Source organism: Marichromatium purpuratum 984, from assembly GCF_000224005.2.
Taxonomy (GTDB): Bacteria; Pseudomonadota; Gammaproteobacteria; order Chromatiales; family Chromatiaceae; genus Marichromatium; species Marichromatium purpuratum.
The window spans coordinates 572,023-585,850 of record NZ_CP007031.1 but is presented as its reverse complement, the minus strand read 5'-3'; the positions used below and the strand labels follow the sequence as shown (position 1 = coordinate 585,850).

The window sequence follows — 13,828 nt, the reverse complement described above, 5'->3', positions numbered from 1 at the left end:
TACTCAGCACCTTTGCCCATTGTTCCCTGCACTGCTGCCATGAGGCTTATCCGCGGTCTTCACAACCTGCGTCCCGGCGACCGGGGCTGTGTCGCCACCATCGGCAACTTCGACGGCGTCCATCTCGGACACCGCGGCATCTTCCAGCGTCTGCTCGAACAGGGGCGCGCGCGCGGACTGCCAGCGACCGTGATCACCTTCGAGCCGCAGCCGCTCGAGTGCTTCGCTCCGGAGACCGCGCCGGCGCGGCTCACCCGGCTGCGCGAGAAGCTCGCGGCGATCGCCCACTGCGGCATCGAGCGGGTGATGGTGCTCGGCTTCGGCCCCAGGCTCGCGGCGATGCCCGCCGAACGCTTCGTGCACGAGCTGCTGATCGAAGGGCTGGGGGTCGGTCACCTGCTCGTCGGTGACGACTTCCGCTTCGGTCACGGTCGCGCGGGCGACTTCGCGCTGCTCCAGCGTATGGGCGCGACGCACGGCTTCAGCCTGGAGAACCTCCATACCGTGACCCACGCCGAGGAGCGCATCAGCAGCACCCGGGTGCGCGAAGCGCTCGCCCGCGGCGATCTCGAGCAGGCCGAGCACCTGCTCGGGCGCCCCTATCGCATCGCCGGGCGGGTCGGTCACGGCGACAAGCGCGGACGCACCATCGGCTTCCCCACCGCCAACATCGACCTGCACCGCCGGGTCAGCCCGCTGCACGGCGTCTACGCGGTGCGGATGCACGGGCTCGGCCCCGCGCCCCGCCCCGGGGTCGCCAACATCGGCACCCGGCCCACGGTCGACGGTCGTGCCCATCAGCTCGAGGTCCACCTGTTCGACTTCGCCGCCGACATCTACGGGCGTCAGGTCGAGGTCGAGTTCTGTCTCAAGCTGCGCGACGAGCAGCGCTTCGCCTCCTTCGAGGCGCTCAAGCACCAGATCCAGCTCGACGCGGACGCCGCGCGCGCCTATCTCGGCCGCGCCCCGACGCCCGCCCCCTGATCCCCGAGCGGCCACGGCGCCGCCCGCAACCTCGAGAGCGAGAGCATCATCGTCATGGATCCAATCGCCCCCACCGACCCGGCCGCCGACACCGCCCGGTTCATCGACTGCAACGGCTTCCGTCTCCACTACCGCCGTCTCGGCGACGGCCCCCGGCTGCTGTTGCTGCTGCACGGCAGCTTCCTCAGCCTGCGCTCCTGGCGCGCGGTGATGGCACCGCTGGCCGAGGCCGGCTACACCGTGGTCGCCTTCGACCGCCCCGCCTTCGGCGCCAGCTCCAAACCGCTGCCCGGCGCCGACGGCCAACCCGGCTACAGCGCCCACGACCAGAGCACGCTGATCGCCGCGCTGATCCCGGCGCTCGGCTTCGAGCGCGCGGTGCTGGTGGGCAACTCCACCGGCGGCACCCTGGCGCTGATGACCGCGCTCGAACACCCCGAACGGGTCGAGGCGCTGGTGCTGGTCGACGCAATGATCCTCAGCGGTTACGCCACCAGCGAGATCCCCGGTTTCGTCAAGCCGCTGATGCGCGCCCTCACGCCCTTCTTCTCCTGGTTGATGGGCCGACTGATCGCGCGGCTCTACGACAAGGCGATCCGCGCCTTCTGGTACCGCCCCGAGCGGCTCGCCCCCGAGGTGCTCGCAGCCTTCCGCGCCGACATGATGCAGGGTCCCTGGCCGCGCGCCTTCTGGGAGCTGTTCCTCGCCACCCGCAAGCTCGGGCTCGAACCCCGACTCGCCGAGGTCACGCCGCCCACACTCGTGCTCACCGGCGCCTACGACCAGACGGTGAAGGTCGCCGAGAGCGAGCGCATCGCCGCGGCCATCCCCGGCGCGCGGCTTGAAGTCATTGCCGACAGCGGCCATTTGCCTCACGAGGAGTCGCCACAGGCCTTCGTCACCACCCTCACCGACTTCCTGCAGACACCGCCGGGACACTGATCCAGGCCCATGCCGGGAGGGCCACCTCCCGGCGGCGACGAAGGTCCAACCACCACCCCGGGAGCGCGTCATGGGTCCCTGGTTCGTCGTCAAGCTCTATCTGCTCACCTTCACGGTCTTCATGGCCATCGATCTGTTGTGGCTGGGGGTGATCGCCCGCCGCTTCTACCGCGCCCAACTCGCTCATCTGCTCGCCGACACCACCCGCTGGCCGGCGGCCATCGCCTTCTATCTCATCTATGTCGCCGGCATCCTGGTGATGGCAATCCTCCCCGGCGTGGAGGCGGGCTCGCTCGACAAGACCCTGTTGCTGGCCGCCGGCTTCGGCTTCTTCACCTACATCACCTACGAGCTGACCAACATGGCCACCCTGCCCGACTGGCCGCTGCGCCTGGTGCTGGTCGACACCCTGTGGGGCGTGGTGCTGTGCACCCTGGTCGGCGCCGCCGGCTTCTCGCTCGCCCAACTGCTCGGCTGATCCACGAGAGGGGTCAGTCGAGCGGCATCATTGAGAACGATTTGCAATAAAAAACCTGGAGGAATATGCTGCGAATCATTCCTATTGACGTACGAGGCGGCACCCACATGCACACGGCACCGACTTCGCTCCCCGCTCAGCAACAATCCCCGCACCCGTCCTATCCGCTCACCATGGCCGACGACAACACCCTGGTACGAGTCTGCACCCTACTGGGCGGGCGCCAATTGGTGCGTCGGCTCACCGAACTCGGGCTCAACCAGGGCGCCGAACTGCGTGTCGTCCAACGCCAGGGCGGCGGACTGATCGTCGCCCGCGGTGAGACCCGCATCGCACTCGGCGGCGGCATGGCCGCCAAGATCCTGGTGACCGACGCCGCCATCGCCTGAATCCCGGTCCCTCACGCCGCCCGCACTCCACTGCACTGCAACCGCTCAAGACGTCATCATGAACACGACCCTGAAAGACCTCGTCGTCGGAGACCACGGGGCCGTCCGCGGCTATCGCCCGGGCGCCGACGCTTACCGCCGCAAGCTGTTGTCGATGGGCCTGACCCCGGGGGCCGCCCTGGAGGTAGTCCGGGTCGCGCCGATGGGCGACCCCGTGGAGGTGCGAGTGCGCGGCACCCGCGTGACCCTGCGCCGCGAGGAGGCGGCCATCCTGGAGGTCGAGCGGGCATGACGGCACGACTCACCCACACCATCGGGGTCATCGGTAACCCCAACTGCGGCAAGACCACCCTGTTCAACGCGCTGACCGGCTCGCGTCAGCGCGTCGGCAACTGGCCCGGGGTGACGGTCGAACGCAAGACCGGCCACTTCCGCTTCGACGAGGCCGACTACACCCTCATCGATCTGCCCGGCACCTACTCGCTGGACGTCACCGAGGGCGCCGTCTCGCTCGACGAGCGCATCGCCCGCGACTTCGTCCACGCCCGCGAGGCCGACCTGATCCTCAACATCGTCGATGTCGCCAGCCTCGAGCGAAACCTCTATCTCACCACCCAACTGCTGGAGATGGAGCGACCGATGGTGGTCGCGCTCAACATGATGGACGTCGCCGCCGAACGCGGGCTGCGGGTCGACGCCGCTGCGCTGGCCGAACGGCTCGGCTGCCCGGTGGTGCCGATCGTGGCGACCACCGGCGACGGACTCAATGACCTGCGCGCGGCGCTGCAACAGGCCGTCGAGCACCCGCCGGTCCCGCAGACGCGGATCGACTACGCCCCGGCGCTCGAGCGCGTGATCGAGCAGCTGCACGAGCGCATCGAACCGGTCGCCAGCAGGCACGGCGATCCGGCGCGCTGGTTGACCACCCGCCTGCTCGAAGGCGATGACCTCGCCCGCGAGTTGATCGGCGATATTGTGCCCGCGCACGAGGTCGCCGCGTTGCTCGGCGAGGATGCCGAACAGATCGACATCCTCATCGCCGATGCCCGCTACGGCTTCGCCCACGCCGTCACCCAGGCCTCGCTGACACAGAGCGGCGAGATGCCGCGCAGCCTCTCCGACCGCATCGACCGGGTGATCCTCAACCGCGCCCTGGGCATCCCGATCTTCCTCGCGGTGATGTACCTGATGTTCATGTTCACCATCAACATCGGCGGGGCCTTCATCGACTTCTTCGACATCGCCGCCGGCACCCTCTTCGTCGACGGCGTGGCGCACCTGCTCGCCGGTCTCGGCACCCCGGAGTGGGCGATCCTCGGGCTGGCCGACGGCATCGGCGGCGGCATCCAGGTGGTGGCCACCTTCATCCCGGTGATCGCCTTCCTCTATCTGTTCATGTCGGTGCTCGAGGACTCGGGCTACATGGCCCGCGCGGCCTTCGTCATGGACCGCTTCATGCGCTCGATCGGACTGCCCGGCAAGTCCTTCGTGCCGCTGCTCGTCGGCTTCGGCTGCAACGTGCCGGCGATCATGGCCGCGCGCACCCTGGAGCAGCCGCGCGACCGTATCCTCACCGTGCTGATGGCGCCCTTCATGTCCTGCGGCGCGCGGCTGCCGGTCTATGCCCTGTTCGCCGCCGCCTTCTTCCCGGTCGGCGGTCAGAACGTCGTCTTCGGGCTGTATCTGATCGGCATCCTCGCCGCTGTGCTCACCGGCTTCCTGCTCAAGCGCACCCTGCTCGAGGGCCAGGCGATGCCCTTCGTGATGGAGCTACCGCCCTATCACCTGCCGACCCTCGGCGGCGTGCTGCGCCGCACCTGGGAGCGCACCAGCAGCTTCATGTTCCGCGCCGGCAAGGTCATCGTGCCGATGGTGCTGGTGATCAACGTGCTCAACAGCCTCGGCACCGACGGCAGCGTCGGCAACGAGGACACCGACCAGTCGATGCTCGCCGAGATCGGTCGCACCATCGCCCCGGCCTTCTCGCCGATGGGCCTCGACGCCGAAAACTGGCCGGCCACCGTCGGCATCTTCACCGGCGTGCTCGCCAAGGAAGCGGTGGTCGGCACCCTGGACGCCACCTACTCGGCGCTCGGTGCCGACCCCGAGGCGGCCGACGAGGAGGCCGCCGCCTACGACCTCGGCGCCGGTCTCACCGAGGCGCTCGCCACCATCCCGGCGGCGCTGGGCGATGCGCTCGGCACCTGGTCCGACCCGCTCGGCGTCGGCATCGGCGAGGTCAGCGACCCCGAACTGGCCGCCGCCGAGCAGGAGGTCACCAGCGCCACCTTCGGCGCTATGCACGAGCGTTTCGACGGCGCCGCCGGGGCCTTCGCCTATCTGCTGTTCATCCTGCTCTACTTCCCCTGTGTGGCCGCCATCGGCGCCATCGCCCGCGAGACCAGCGGCGGCTGGGCGCTGTTCGCCGCGCTCTGGACCACCGGCCTGGGGTATGTGAGCGCGACCATCTTCTACCAGGCGGCCATCTTCGCCCGCGACCCGGTCAGCTCGTCGATCTGGATCGGCATCATGACCGCGCTTTTCCTCGCCACCGTGCTGGGGATGCGTTGGTGGTCGCGACGTGACCCGGCACTCGCCACCCCGGCGCGCGACCCGGCCTGAACCGACGGAGGGACACCCATGATCATGTCCGATCTCACCAGTCATCTGCGCAGCCAGGGGCGCGCCGCGCTGCGCGACCTCTCCTACCGGTTCGATACCGACCCCGAGGCGCTGCGCGGCATGCTCGAGCTGCTCGAACGCAAGGGCCGGGTGCGCAAGCTGCCCGGCGGCACCCCCTGCAGTGGATGCAGCAGCTGCGACCCGGTCGCGATCGAACTCTACGAATGGGTCGACTGAGTCCGATCTGACCACCCGCGGTCGACCGCCACAGGGACGTGGCCGAGCGCGCCGGACCTGGCCACCACCAGGCCCCCGAGTTCTCCCTGCGCCGCTCGCACCCCTCGGGGTCGGGCGGCGTTTCCTTTTGCAGCGACCAGCGACCAGCGACCAGCGACCAGCGACCAGCGACCAGCGACCAGGGGATTGAACCGCCAAGCCGCAAAGAACGCGAAGAGGTTCAAGTTGCCAGCGACTAGCCGCCAGCGAGAGGGGACGGGCTTGTCTCGTCCCTTCAAGGTTGACTGCAAACCGACACTGGAGGCTGTTTGCTGAAGGCTGGTCGCTTTCTTCGCGCCCTTCGTGCCTTCGCGGTTCAATCCATGCTGGCGGCTGGCGGCTGGCGGCTGGCGGCTGGCGGCTGGCGGCTAAAAGCTAACGCCGGGTCTCGAAACGGAAGGGGGCGACCAGCAGGCCGTCCGGGGTCTCGAGCAGCACCCGCGCCTCCCAGCGCATCAGGGTGCGCGCGCAGACCGGGAGCATAGTCTCGCCGGCGAAACGCGCTGCACCGAGCGGGGCGAGGCGCGCGCGGTTATAGCCCATCTCCATGTCGACACCAATGAAATCGACCGCGACGCTCTCGACCTGACGCCCGGTGACGACGACTTGTAGACGCAGCGGTGTGACCAGCGGGATCGGGTCGCGTGGCGCCACCGCCAGTCGCACCTCGCCACCACCGGGAAGGACCAGCGTGCAGTCACGGCTGGCGATATCGCAGCGCGGATCGGGATCGGCCCAGCGCGCATTCGCACCGACGCCACTCAGCAATCCACGCACTCCCAGCCAGGCGGCCGGCAGCGCAACCAGCACCGCGACGATCGTCCAGATCAGGATCGGGCGGGCGCGCCGGCGTCCATCCCTGGTACTCCCGGAATCGGTCATGGCAAGCCTCCATCGAGACGGGTTCAAAATATTAGATTTCTCTTATATTATTGATTCGACCGATCCGCGCCAGGGACGGTGAGATTCTTCGATTCGATCCACCACCAACCCAGGAGCCGTAACATGGGTATTCTCGGAGCCCTGGCACTCGCCGCTGTCCTCTTCGGCGGGGTCCAGACCACACTCGCACCCCAGTCACCCCAGACCCAGGACATCCAGGCGCAGACCGTCACCACGCCCGTGTCACCGGACTGAGCACTCACTTGCCGCGGAGCAATGCCTCGGGGTGGCGCTCCAGATAGTCGGCCAGCTCGCGCAGCGCACGCACCGAGCGCGTCAGCTCGGCGAGCGCGCGGTCGAGTCGCACGCGGGTGCCATGCCCATCCTCGACCAGTCCATCGAGATGGCGCAACGTCTGGCTGGCCTGCCCCAGGGTGCTGCGCGCGGCACCGGAGAGCGGTCCGACCTCGGCCTCGAGCGTCTCGGCCAGCCGGGTCAGGGCCGCGCTGGTCTCACCGATACGGGTGGCGACCGGCACCACCTCACCATCGATACGCCGCGCCAGGCGCTCATAGGCGACCAGGGTCTGGTCGAGCCGTCCGACAAGCGGCGGCAGCCGCCGCTCCAGGGTCTCGGCCAGGGCGCGGATTCCGGTCAGGGTGGCGTCGAGATTGCCCATCAGTGCGCCGGCCTCGTCCGAGCCGAGCAAGGTGCCGAGACCGCGCAAGGCAGCGCTCGCCTCATCGACCAGCTCGTCCAGACGCAGGTTCCCCAGCATCTCGCCGAGCTGGTCGCGGATCGCCGGCAGCGCCGGCACCACCACATCCCCCCCGTCCTCGACGACAGGCACCGTGGGGGCCTCGCCGACCAACGTCGGATCCAGGTTCAGCGCGACCACGTACTGACCGGTGACGAAACTCAGCGACTCGAGCCGAGCGCGCAGCCCACGCCGGGCCACCAGCTCGCGCAGCACCACGCGCGCATCGCGTGGTTCGGCGCCCTGGCTGATCCGCACCCGCTCGGGCCAGACCTCATAGCGCACCGGGATGCGTACCGCACCGTCGGCGGGCGAGAAGTCCAACTCGATGGCGGTCACCTGGCCCACCGCGACCCCCTGGAACTGCACCTCGGCGCCGACCGACAAGCCCTGCACCGAGCCGGGGAAATAGGTCAGCAGGCCAACCCGCTCACGAAACAGCGCCCCGCCACCGAACAGGATCAGCGAGAGCACGAACAGCGCCAATGCGCCGAGCACGAAGGCGCCGATCAGCGAGGGACTGGCGCGACGACTCATGCCGCCCCCCGACGCAGGAAGGCGCGCACCCGCGCATCGGCGGCATGATCGCGCAACCAGCGCGGATCGCCGGTGGTGAGCATGGTGCCACGCTCGGCATCGAGGAAGACCGCCTCGTCGGCGATGGCGAAGATGCTCGCCAGATCATGGGTGACCACCACCATGGTGGCGCCGAGGCTGTGCTTGAGTTCGACGATCAGCTCGTCGAGCAGGCACGCGCTCAGTGGATCGAGCCCGGCCGAGGGTTCGTCGAAGAACAGCACCTCGGGGTCGAGCGCCATCGCCCGCGCCACCCCGGCGCGCTTGCGCATGCCGCCGCTGATCTCGGCCGGATAGAGCGCCCCGCACCCGCCCAGCCCGACCAGCGCGAGCTTGTAGTCGACCAGCTCACACACCTGGCGCGGCCCGAGGTCGGTGTACTGCTGCAACGGCAAGGCCACATTCTCCTCCAGCGTCATCGAACTCCACAGCGCCCCGCCCTGATACATCACCCCGTGACGGCGGATGCGCCGCTCGCGCGCCGCCGGCGAGGCCTCCCAGAACGACTCGTCGTCGAACAGGATACGCCCGGCCAGCGGCGCCAACAGCCCGGTCATGGCGCGCATCAGCGTGCTCTTGCCGCAGCCGCTCCCGCCCATGATCACGAAGATGTCGCCGCGCCGGATCTCCAGATCGAGATCGCGCTGCACCGCGCGCGCGCCATAGCCGACGCTCAGCCCCTCGAGACGGATCTGCACCGCTCCGCTCACAGCCCCACCGCGTCGAACAGCACCGTCAGCACCGCCGCGGCGATGACGATGTGGAGGATCGCGGTGACCACCGCCGAGGTGGTGGTAGCGCCCACCGCCGCCGCGTCGCGCCCGCTCTGCATCCCCCGCAGACAGCCAGAGACGGCGACCACCGCGCCATAGACCCCGGCGCTGATCAGACCCTGGACGAAGTGGTTCCAGCCCACCGCCTGGACGGTCTGCACCGCGTACTCGGTCGGGTTGATGCCACCGACCACGGCGGCGGCGAAGGCGCCGCCGAGGATGCCCATGAGATCGGCATAGAGCGCGAGCAGCGGGGTCATCGCGATCAGCGCCAGCAGCCGGGGCAGCACCAGGAACTCGACCGGGTCGATCCCCAGGGTGCGCAGCGCGTCGATCTCCTCGTTGGCCTGCATGCTGCCGAGCTGGGCGGCGAAGGCCGCGCCGGTGCGCCCGGCGAGCACGATGGCGGTGACCAGGGCGCCGATCTGCATCACCACCGCCAGTCCCACCAGGTCGGCGACATAGATGCGCGCGCCGAAGCGCGCCAGCTGCTGGTCGCCGATATAGCCGAGGATCAACCCCACCAGGAAGCTCACCAGGCTGACGATCGGCAACGCCTCGGCGCCGACCTGCTGGACGATCAGCCAGAACTCGGCGCGTCTGAAGCGCGCCCGCCCCCGCGCCAGCCGCCCCAGCGCCAGCACCACCTCGCCGACGAAGGCGAAGAGCGCGCCGCTCGCGCGCGCCGCGTCGATCACCCGCGCGCCGAAACGGGCCAGCAGGCGCGGGCGCGGGCCTGTCTCGATGGGAGGAGCGGACTGCAGGGGCACCGCCTCGGCCAGCGTCAGCAGCGTGACCACGCCCTCGGGCAATCCTGCGAGCGCCAGTTCGATGTCGTGCGCCCGGCAGTGCGCGCGCACCGCCAGCAGCAGACTCGGCAGACTCGAGTCCCAGCCCCCGAGACCTGTGGTGTCGAAGGCCAGCTCGTCCACCTGCTCGCGCGCGAGACGTACCACCACCGTCTCGGCCGACGGCGGGGCGTTGGTCAGACGCCACTCGCCGGAGAGACGCAACACCGCGCCCGCACCCGTCCTCATCAGTTCGACGCGGGCCGGCGACGAGCCGGCGCGCGCGCTCACCCCATCCCCTTCAACCATGCTCCAGCACCATCAACACCGCGAGCAGCAACGCGAACCCGACCGCGAACCCGAGATCAGCGCCACGCAGCGGCGCCAGCTCGGGTAGCGGCATGCGCCCGGCATAACCTCGACAGCGCATCGCCGCCCCCACCCGCTCGGCGCGCTCGAGCGCGCGCACCAACAGCATCCCGACGAGGAAACCATAGCTGGTCAAAGTATGAAGATCGCTGCGTGGGCGAAAGGCACGGACACGCATCGCAGCACGCAACCGCGCCTGTTCGCGCTCGAGCACATCGAGATAACGCGCGCTAAGCAGCAGCAACTCGACCAGCGCACCGGGCACCCGCAGCGCGCGCAACGCGGCACCGAGCCCGCCCGCGCCGACCCCGGCGAGCAGCGCCAGCGTCACCAGCGCCACCGCGCTGGCGCGCGCGGCGATCACCGCGGCGAGGACCAGCCCCTGCTCGCTCAGCACTAATCCACCGCCCTGCCACAGCGGCTGGCCCGCAACGGTGAAGGGCAGCAGGCCGAGGGTGAGCAGCATCAAACCCTCGAAGACCAGCAGCAGACGCGCCAGACGGCGCGGCGCGATGCCCGCCCACCGTGTCAGCAGCACGCCGGCGAGCAAGGCAGCAGACAGCGCCGTCCCGCCCTCCAGCCCCACCACCACCAGCGCCCAGCCCAGGCAGCAGAGTAGCCGCACCCGAGGATCGAGCCCGTGCGACGCGACTCCGGCACGCCCCCCCGGCATCGCCTCAACAGGCACGCGCCGAACGCGCCAACAGCTCGGGCCGGACCGTCCACAGCAGTCGCAGTGCCGCGGCCGTCACCACCGCCTCGATCAGTGCCACCGGCAGCTGCGCGATCAGCGCCAGACGGGCCGCCGCCCACAACCCCTCGCCACTGGCCGCCAGCGACCCGGCCACCAGCAGTGCCGAACCGGCGAAGGCACCCGCGCCCACCAAGGCGCCGAGCGCAACCAGCAGCCAGGACGACAGGCCGGGGCGCAGCCGCGCCAGCACCATGCGTGCAGCCAGCCCGACGAGCAGCGCCGGCAACGCCAGATTGAGGGTATTGGCCCCGAGCACCGTCAGCCCGCCATAGCCGAAAAACAATGCCTGCAACAGCAGACCGACACAGATCGCAGGGAACACCGCCCAGCCGAGCAATATGCCCATCAGCCCGCTCAGCAAGAGATGCGCACTGGTCGGTCCCAGCGGGATGTGGATCAGGGAGACGGAGAAGAAGGCGGCGGTGAGCAAGCCGGCACGCGGGATGCTGGACGCGTCGAGCGCGCGCAGCCCGAAACCGACCCCGGCGAGCGCCAGGGCAGCGGAGCCGAGCAGGACCGGCATGGAGAGGACGCCATCGACGATATGCATGGGTGCGGGCAGCCCCGTAGACATCGGGTGGAGGCAGCGGGATAGTCGCGACCGTATCACCCCCGCCGCGCGCCAGTCCAGCCGAGTAAGGGACGGAGGTTGGATTATGCTAGATAGGTCGTCCCAGTCCCGAGACATCTCATGTCCGTCGAGTCCCGTCACCGTCTCCAGATCTCACCCGCAACCGGAGTCGGTCCCGAGCACTGCAGCCCCGACCCCACGGATCGAGCGGTCACGGCGCGATCAGCCACATCACACGCTGACCGATGAACCGGCGTTCATTCCCTCGGATCCATCGCTGGCATCACCCGCTGGCGGTCGTTCTGGTGATGGCGCTGATCCTGGCGATCACCGGGCTGCTCGAGCACTTCGCCACCGCCCACCAGCAGGAGTTGAAACGCAACGCGGTGGCCGATCATGTCTCGGTGCTGCGCAGCCGACTCGATGGCGTGGTGCAACACGACCTGCGCCTCGCCCGCACACTGAGTGCATTGATCGCCTCCCGTCCCGATCTCGACCAGACAGGATTCGCCCGGATCGTCGACGATCTCACCAGACGCCAGCAACTGCTGCGCAACATCAGCGCCGCCCCCGGGCTGATCGTCGGCATGGTCCACCCGTCCACCTCCGACGAAACGATACTGGGACTCGACTATCGCGAGCACCCCGCACAGCGCCAGGCTGCGCTGCAGGCGGTCGAGCGCGGCGAGACCATCATCGATGGACCATCGCCGCTGATCCAGGGCGGGGTCGGACTGGTCATCCACGCCCCGGTCTTCGTCGCCACCGATCAGGGCCCGCGGGTCTGGGGACTGGTCTCCACCGTGCTCGACATCGAGCAGCTCTATCGCATCAGCGGCCTGACCACGGCCAATACCGAGCTGCGGCTGGGACTGCGCGCCCGGCCGGACGATACCACCTCACCGCGGGTACTCTTCGGTGACCCCGAGGTCTTTCGGCGCGCGCCGGTGAGCGCAACGGTGGCGCTGCCCAATCTCACCTGGGAACTTGCGGCCATTCCCCGCGAGGGCTGGAACCCGGCCTCGCCGGCCCGCTGGCTGATCCGTCTCGGCGGCCTCGTTACCGCACTCGTCACCGGTGGACTGCTGCACCTGCTGCTGCAGAGCACGCGACGCCGCATCAACAGTGAGGGGCGGTTGCGTGCATTGCTCGACAACCTCCCCGACCTGGTGTGGCTGAAGGACCCGCACGGCGTCTATCTGGTCTGCAACCCCCGGTTCGAGTCCTTCTTCGGCGCCTCCGAGCACGAGATCATCGGCCGTACCGATGCCGATTTCGTCGCCCCGGAGCTGGCGCGATTCTTCCGCGAGCAGGATCAGGCCGCACTCGTCGCCGGTCGCGCCAGACGCAACGACGAGTGGATCACCTTCGCCAGCGACGGTCACCGAGAACTCGCCGAAACCATCAAGACCCCAGTCTACGATGCCGCCGGGCAGCTCCTCGGCGTCCTCGGCATCGCCCGCGACATCACCGAGCGCCAACGCCAGCAAGACGAGATCCGCCGGCTCAACGCCGAACTCGAGTCACGGGTGGCAGCCCGCACCGAGGAGTTGGCCGCGCTCAACCGTGAACTCGAGACCTTCACCTACTCCGTCTCCCACGACCTCAAGGCGCCGCTGCGCGGCATCGACGGTTACAGCCAGCTGCTCATCGAGCAACATGGCACCGAACTCTCGCCCGAGGCCGCCACCTTCACCGCCAACATCCGCCGTGGCGTCGAGCAGATGCGCGCGCTCATCGACGATCTGCTGACCTACTCGCGGATGGAGCGTCAGGCACTGGCCGGACGCCGCGTCGAACTCAGCGCGGTGATCGAGACGGTGCTCGCCGAGCGACACGCTCTGATCGTCGAGCGCGACATCGAACTCGCGGTCGATGTCTCCGAACTCACCGTCAGGGCCGACCCCGACGGGCTGCGGATCATCCTCCGCAACCTCGTCGACAACGCCATCAAGTTCAGCCGCGACGCCACCCCACGACCACGCCTCCGGATTCTCGCCAAGGATCAGGGCAGACGGGTCATAATGGCAGTCTCGGACAACGGCATCGGCTTCGACATGCGTTTCCACGACCGACTGTTCGAGGTCTTCCAGCGCCTGCACCGCGCCGAGGACTATCCGGGCACCGGAGTCGGTCTGGGGATCGTGCTCAAGGCCGCGCAACGCATGGGCGTGCGGGTCTGGGCCGAGAGCAGTCCCGGGCATGGTGCAACCTTCTATCTGGAGCTGTCACGATGAGTGCCGGACCGCACTGCTCGATGCTGCTGGTCGAGGACGACCCGGTCGATCTCGATCTCATCCTGCGCGCGCTCGCCCCCCACATCGAATCCGACGGGATCGGCATCGCGCGCGACGGCGAGCAGGTGCTGGCCTGGGTCGAACACTGGGAGCACGGCACCCATCCCCCGCCACAGCTGATCCTGCTCGATCTCAAGCTGCCGGGGATCGGCGGGCTCGAAGTCCTGAGACGACTGCGGGGCAGCGAGCCCGGGCGCCTGATCCCGGTGGTGGTGCTCACCTCGTCGGACGAACCACGCGATATCCAGGCCGCCTACGACCTCGGCGCCAACTCCTATATCGTCAAGCCGATCAACTACGAGCGCTTTCTCGAAGGCCTGCATCAGATCAACCGCTATTGGTGCCGCACCAATAGACCCCCAAGCTAGGA

The 13,828-nt window shown here is 69.0% G+C and carries 16 protein-coding genes; 10 read left to right on the top strand and 6 right to left on the bottom strand.

The annotated features are described in order from the left end of the window. Positions 1–39: 39 nt before the first annotated feature. The 7 genes from ribF (at position 40) to MARPU_RS02685 (ending at position 5,652) form a co-directional block, all read left to right on the top strand. Positions 40–984, top strand: a complete 945-nt coding sequence (ribF, locus tag MARPU_RS02715) for a bifunctional riboflavin kinase/FAD synthetase (protein WP_005222639.1) — start codon at positions 40–42, stop codon at positions 982–984. 54 nt (positions 985–1,038) lie between these two features. Continuing rightward, on the top strand, positions 1,039–1,926 hold the full coding sequence (locus MARPU_RS02710; protein WP_005222638.1) for an alpha/beta fold hydrolase: 888 nt from the start codon (positions 1,039–1,041) through the stop codon (positions 1,924–1,926). A gap of 70 nt (positions 1,927–1,996) precedes the next feature. Further along, positions 1,997–2,404, top strand: coding sequence for a DUF2177 family protein (locus MARPU_RS02705; protein ID WP_005222637.1), 408 nt, complete (start codon positions 1,997–1,999; stop codon positions 2,402–2,404). A 107-nt stretch (positions 2,405–2,511) separates the two neighbouring features. Next, a complete protein-coding gene (locus MARPU_RS02700; RefSeq protein ID WP_005222636.1) occupies positions 2,512–2,793 on the top strand; it encodes a FeoA family protein in 282 nt (93 codons plus the stop codon). 58 nt (positions 2,794–2,851) lie between these two features. Beyond that, complete coding sequence (locus tag MARPU_RS02695) at positions 2,852–3,085, top strand: FeoA family protein (RefSeq protein WP_005222635.1); 234 nt, start codon at positions 2,852–2,854, stop codon at positions 3,083–3,085. After that, positions 3,082–5,415, top strand: a complete 2,334-nt coding sequence (gene feoB / locus MARPU_RS02690; protein ID WP_005222634.1) for a Fe(2+) transporter permease subunit FeoB — start codon at positions 3,082–3,084, stop codon at positions 5,413–5,415. Before MARPU_RS02695 ends, feoB begins: the two co-directional genes overlap by 4 nt. Positions 5,416–5,433: 18 nt before the next feature. After that, positions 5,434–5,652, top strand: a complete 219-nt coding sequence (locus tag MARPU_RS02685; protein ID WP_005222632.1) for a FeoC-like transcriptional regulator — start codon at positions 5,434–5,436, stop codon at positions 5,650–5,652. Positions 5,653–6,066: 414 nt separating this feature from the next. Here MARPU_RS02685 and MARPU_RS02680 read toward each other — a convergent pair whose 3' ends face one another. Beyond that, the gene (locus tag MARPU_RS02680; RefSeq protein ID WP_005222630.1) at positions 6,067–6,573 is read right to left on the bottom strand and encodes a hypothetical protein; all 507 of its coding nucleotides are present in this window, start codon (positions 6,571–6,573) and stop codon (positions 6,067–6,069) included. Between the two features lie 123 nt (positions 6,574–6,696). On the opposite strand from MARPU_RS02680, the gene MARPU_RS18065 reads away from it, so the two are divergent. Continuing rightward, a complete protein-coding gene (locus MARPU_RS18065; RefSeq protein ID WP_005222628.1) occupies positions 6,697–6,828 on the top strand; it encodes a hypothetical protein in 132 nt (43 codons plus the stop codon). A gap of 4 nt (positions 6,829–6,832) precedes the next feature. On the opposite strand, the gene MARPU_RS02675 is transcribed toward MARPU_RS18065, so the two are convergent. The 5 genes from MARPU_RS02675 to cbiM are packed head-to-tail and all read right to left on the bottom strand — an operon-like array spanning position 6,833 to position 11,140. Continuing rightward, the gene (locus tag MARPU_RS02675) at positions 6,833–7,867 is read right to left on the bottom strand and encodes an MlaD family protein (protein ID WP_005222620.1); all 1,035 of its coding nucleotides are present in this window, start codon (positions 7,865–7,867) and stop codon (positions 6,833–6,835) included. After that, positions 7,864–8,604 (bottom strand): ABC transporter ATP-binding protein, encoded by a 741-nt coding sequence (locus MARPU_RS02670; RefSeq protein ID WP_232229489.1) that lies wholly within the window; start codon positions 8,602–8,604, stop codon positions 7,864–7,866. The genes MARPU_RS02675 and MARPU_RS02670 overlap by 4 nt, the downstream gene beginning before the upstream one ends. Before the next feature lie 8 nt (positions 8,605–8,612). Next, positions 8,613–9,776, bottom strand: a complete 1,164-nt coding sequence (locus tag MARPU_RS02665; RefSeq protein ID WP_005222616.1) for an ABC transporter permease — start codon at positions 9,774–9,776, stop codon at positions 8,613–8,615. Beyond that, positions 9,769–10,509 (bottom strand): cobalt ECF transporter T component CbiQ, encoded by a 741-nt coding sequence (gene cbiQ, locus MARPU_RS02660; protein WP_005222614.1) that lies wholly within the window; start codon positions 10,507–10,509, stop codon positions 9,769–9,771. The genes MARPU_RS02665 and cbiQ overlap by 8 nt, the downstream gene beginning before the upstream one ends. A 4-nt stretch (positions 10,510–10,513) precedes the next feature. Next, the gene (gene cbiM / locus MARPU_RS02655) at positions 10,514–11,140 is read right to left on the bottom strand and encodes a cobalt transporter CbiM (RefSeq protein ID WP_005222613.1); all 627 of its coding nucleotides are present in this window, start codon (positions 11,138–11,140) and stop codon (positions 10,514–10,516) included. 266 nt (positions 11,141–11,406) lie between these two features. On the opposite strand from cbiM, the gene MARPU_RS02650 reads away from it, so the two are divergent. Next, positions 11,407–13,398, top strand: a complete 1,992-nt coding sequence (locus tag MARPU_RS02650) for an ATP-binding protein (RefSeq protein ID WP_232229488.1) — start codon at positions 11,407–11,409, stop codon at positions 13,396–13,398. Continuing rightward, positions 13,395–13,826 carry a response regulator gene (locus tag MARPU_RS02645; RefSeq protein WP_005222610.1) on the top strand — a complete coding sequence of 144 codons (432 nt, stop codon included), beginning with the start codon at positions 13,395–13,397 and terminating at the stop codon, positions 13,824–13,826. The genes MARPU_RS02650 and MARPU_RS02645 overlap by 4 nt, the downstream gene beginning before the upstream one ends. Positions 13,827–13,828 lie beyond the last annotated feature (2 nt).

Excerpts from the sequence above, each read along its gene's own strand:
- cbiQ (WP_005222614.1), bottom strand. The coding sequence starts at position 10,509 with ATGCCGGGGGGGCGTGCCGGAGTCGCGTCGCACGGGCTCGATCCTCGG.
- feoB (WP_005222634.1), top strand. The coding sequence starts at position 3,082 with ATGACGGCACGACTCACCCACACCATCGGGGTCATCGGTAACCCCAAC.
- MARPU_RS02695 (WP_005222635.1), top strand. The coding sequence starts at position 2,852 with ATGAACACGACCCTGAAAGACCTCGTCGTCGGAGACCACGGGGCCGTC.
- MARPU_RS18065 (WP_005222628.1), top strand. The coding sequence starts at position 6,697 with ATGGGTATTCTCGGAGCCCTGGCACTCGCCGCTGTCCTCTTCGGCGGG.
- MARPU_RS02700 (WP_005222636.1), top strand. The coding sequence starts at position 2,512 with ATGCACACGGCACCGACTTCGCTCCCCGCTCAGCAACAATCCCCGCAC.
- MARPU_RS02665 (WP_005222616.1), bottom strand. The coding sequence starts at position 9,776 with ATGGTTGAAGGGGATGGGGTGAGCGCGCGCGCCGGCTCGTCGCCGGCC.
- ribF (WP_005222639.1), top strand. The coding sequence starts at position 40 with ATGAGGCTTATCCGCGGTCTTCACAACCTGCGTCCCGGCGACCGGGGC.
- MARPU_RS02650 (WP_232229488.1), top strand. The coding sequence starts at position 11,407 with ATGAACCGGCGTTCATTCCCTCGGATCCATCGCTGGCATCACCCGCTG.
- MARPU_RS02705 (WP_005222637.1), top strand. The coding sequence starts at position 1,997 with ATGGGTCCCTGGTTCGTCGTCAAGCTCTATCTGCTCACCTTCACGGTC.
- MARPU_RS02675 (WP_005222620.1), bottom strand. The coding sequence starts at position 7,867 with ATGAGTCGTCGCGCCAGTCCCTCGCTGATCGGCGCCTTCGTGCTCGGC.
- cbiM (WP_005222613.1), bottom strand. The coding sequence starts at position 11,140 with ATGCATATCGTCGATGGCGTCCTCTCCATGCCGGTCCTGCTCGGCTCC.
- MARPU_RS02685 (WP_005222632.1), top strand. The coding sequence starts at position 5,434 with ATGATCATGTCCGATCTCACCAGTCATCTGCGCAGCCAGGGGCGCGCC.
- MARPU_RS02710 (WP_005222638.1), top strand. The coding sequence starts at position 1,039 with ATGGATCCAATCGCCCCCACCGACCCGGCCGCCGACACCGCCCGGTTC.
- MARPU_RS02680 (WP_005222630.1), bottom strand. The coding sequence starts at position 6,573 with ATGACCGATTCCGGGAGTACCAGGGATGGACGCCGGCGCGCCCGCCCG.
- MARPU_RS02645 (WP_005222610.1), top strand. The coding sequence starts at position 13,395 with ATGAGTGCCGGACCGCACTGCTCGATGCTGCTGGTCGAGGACGACCCG.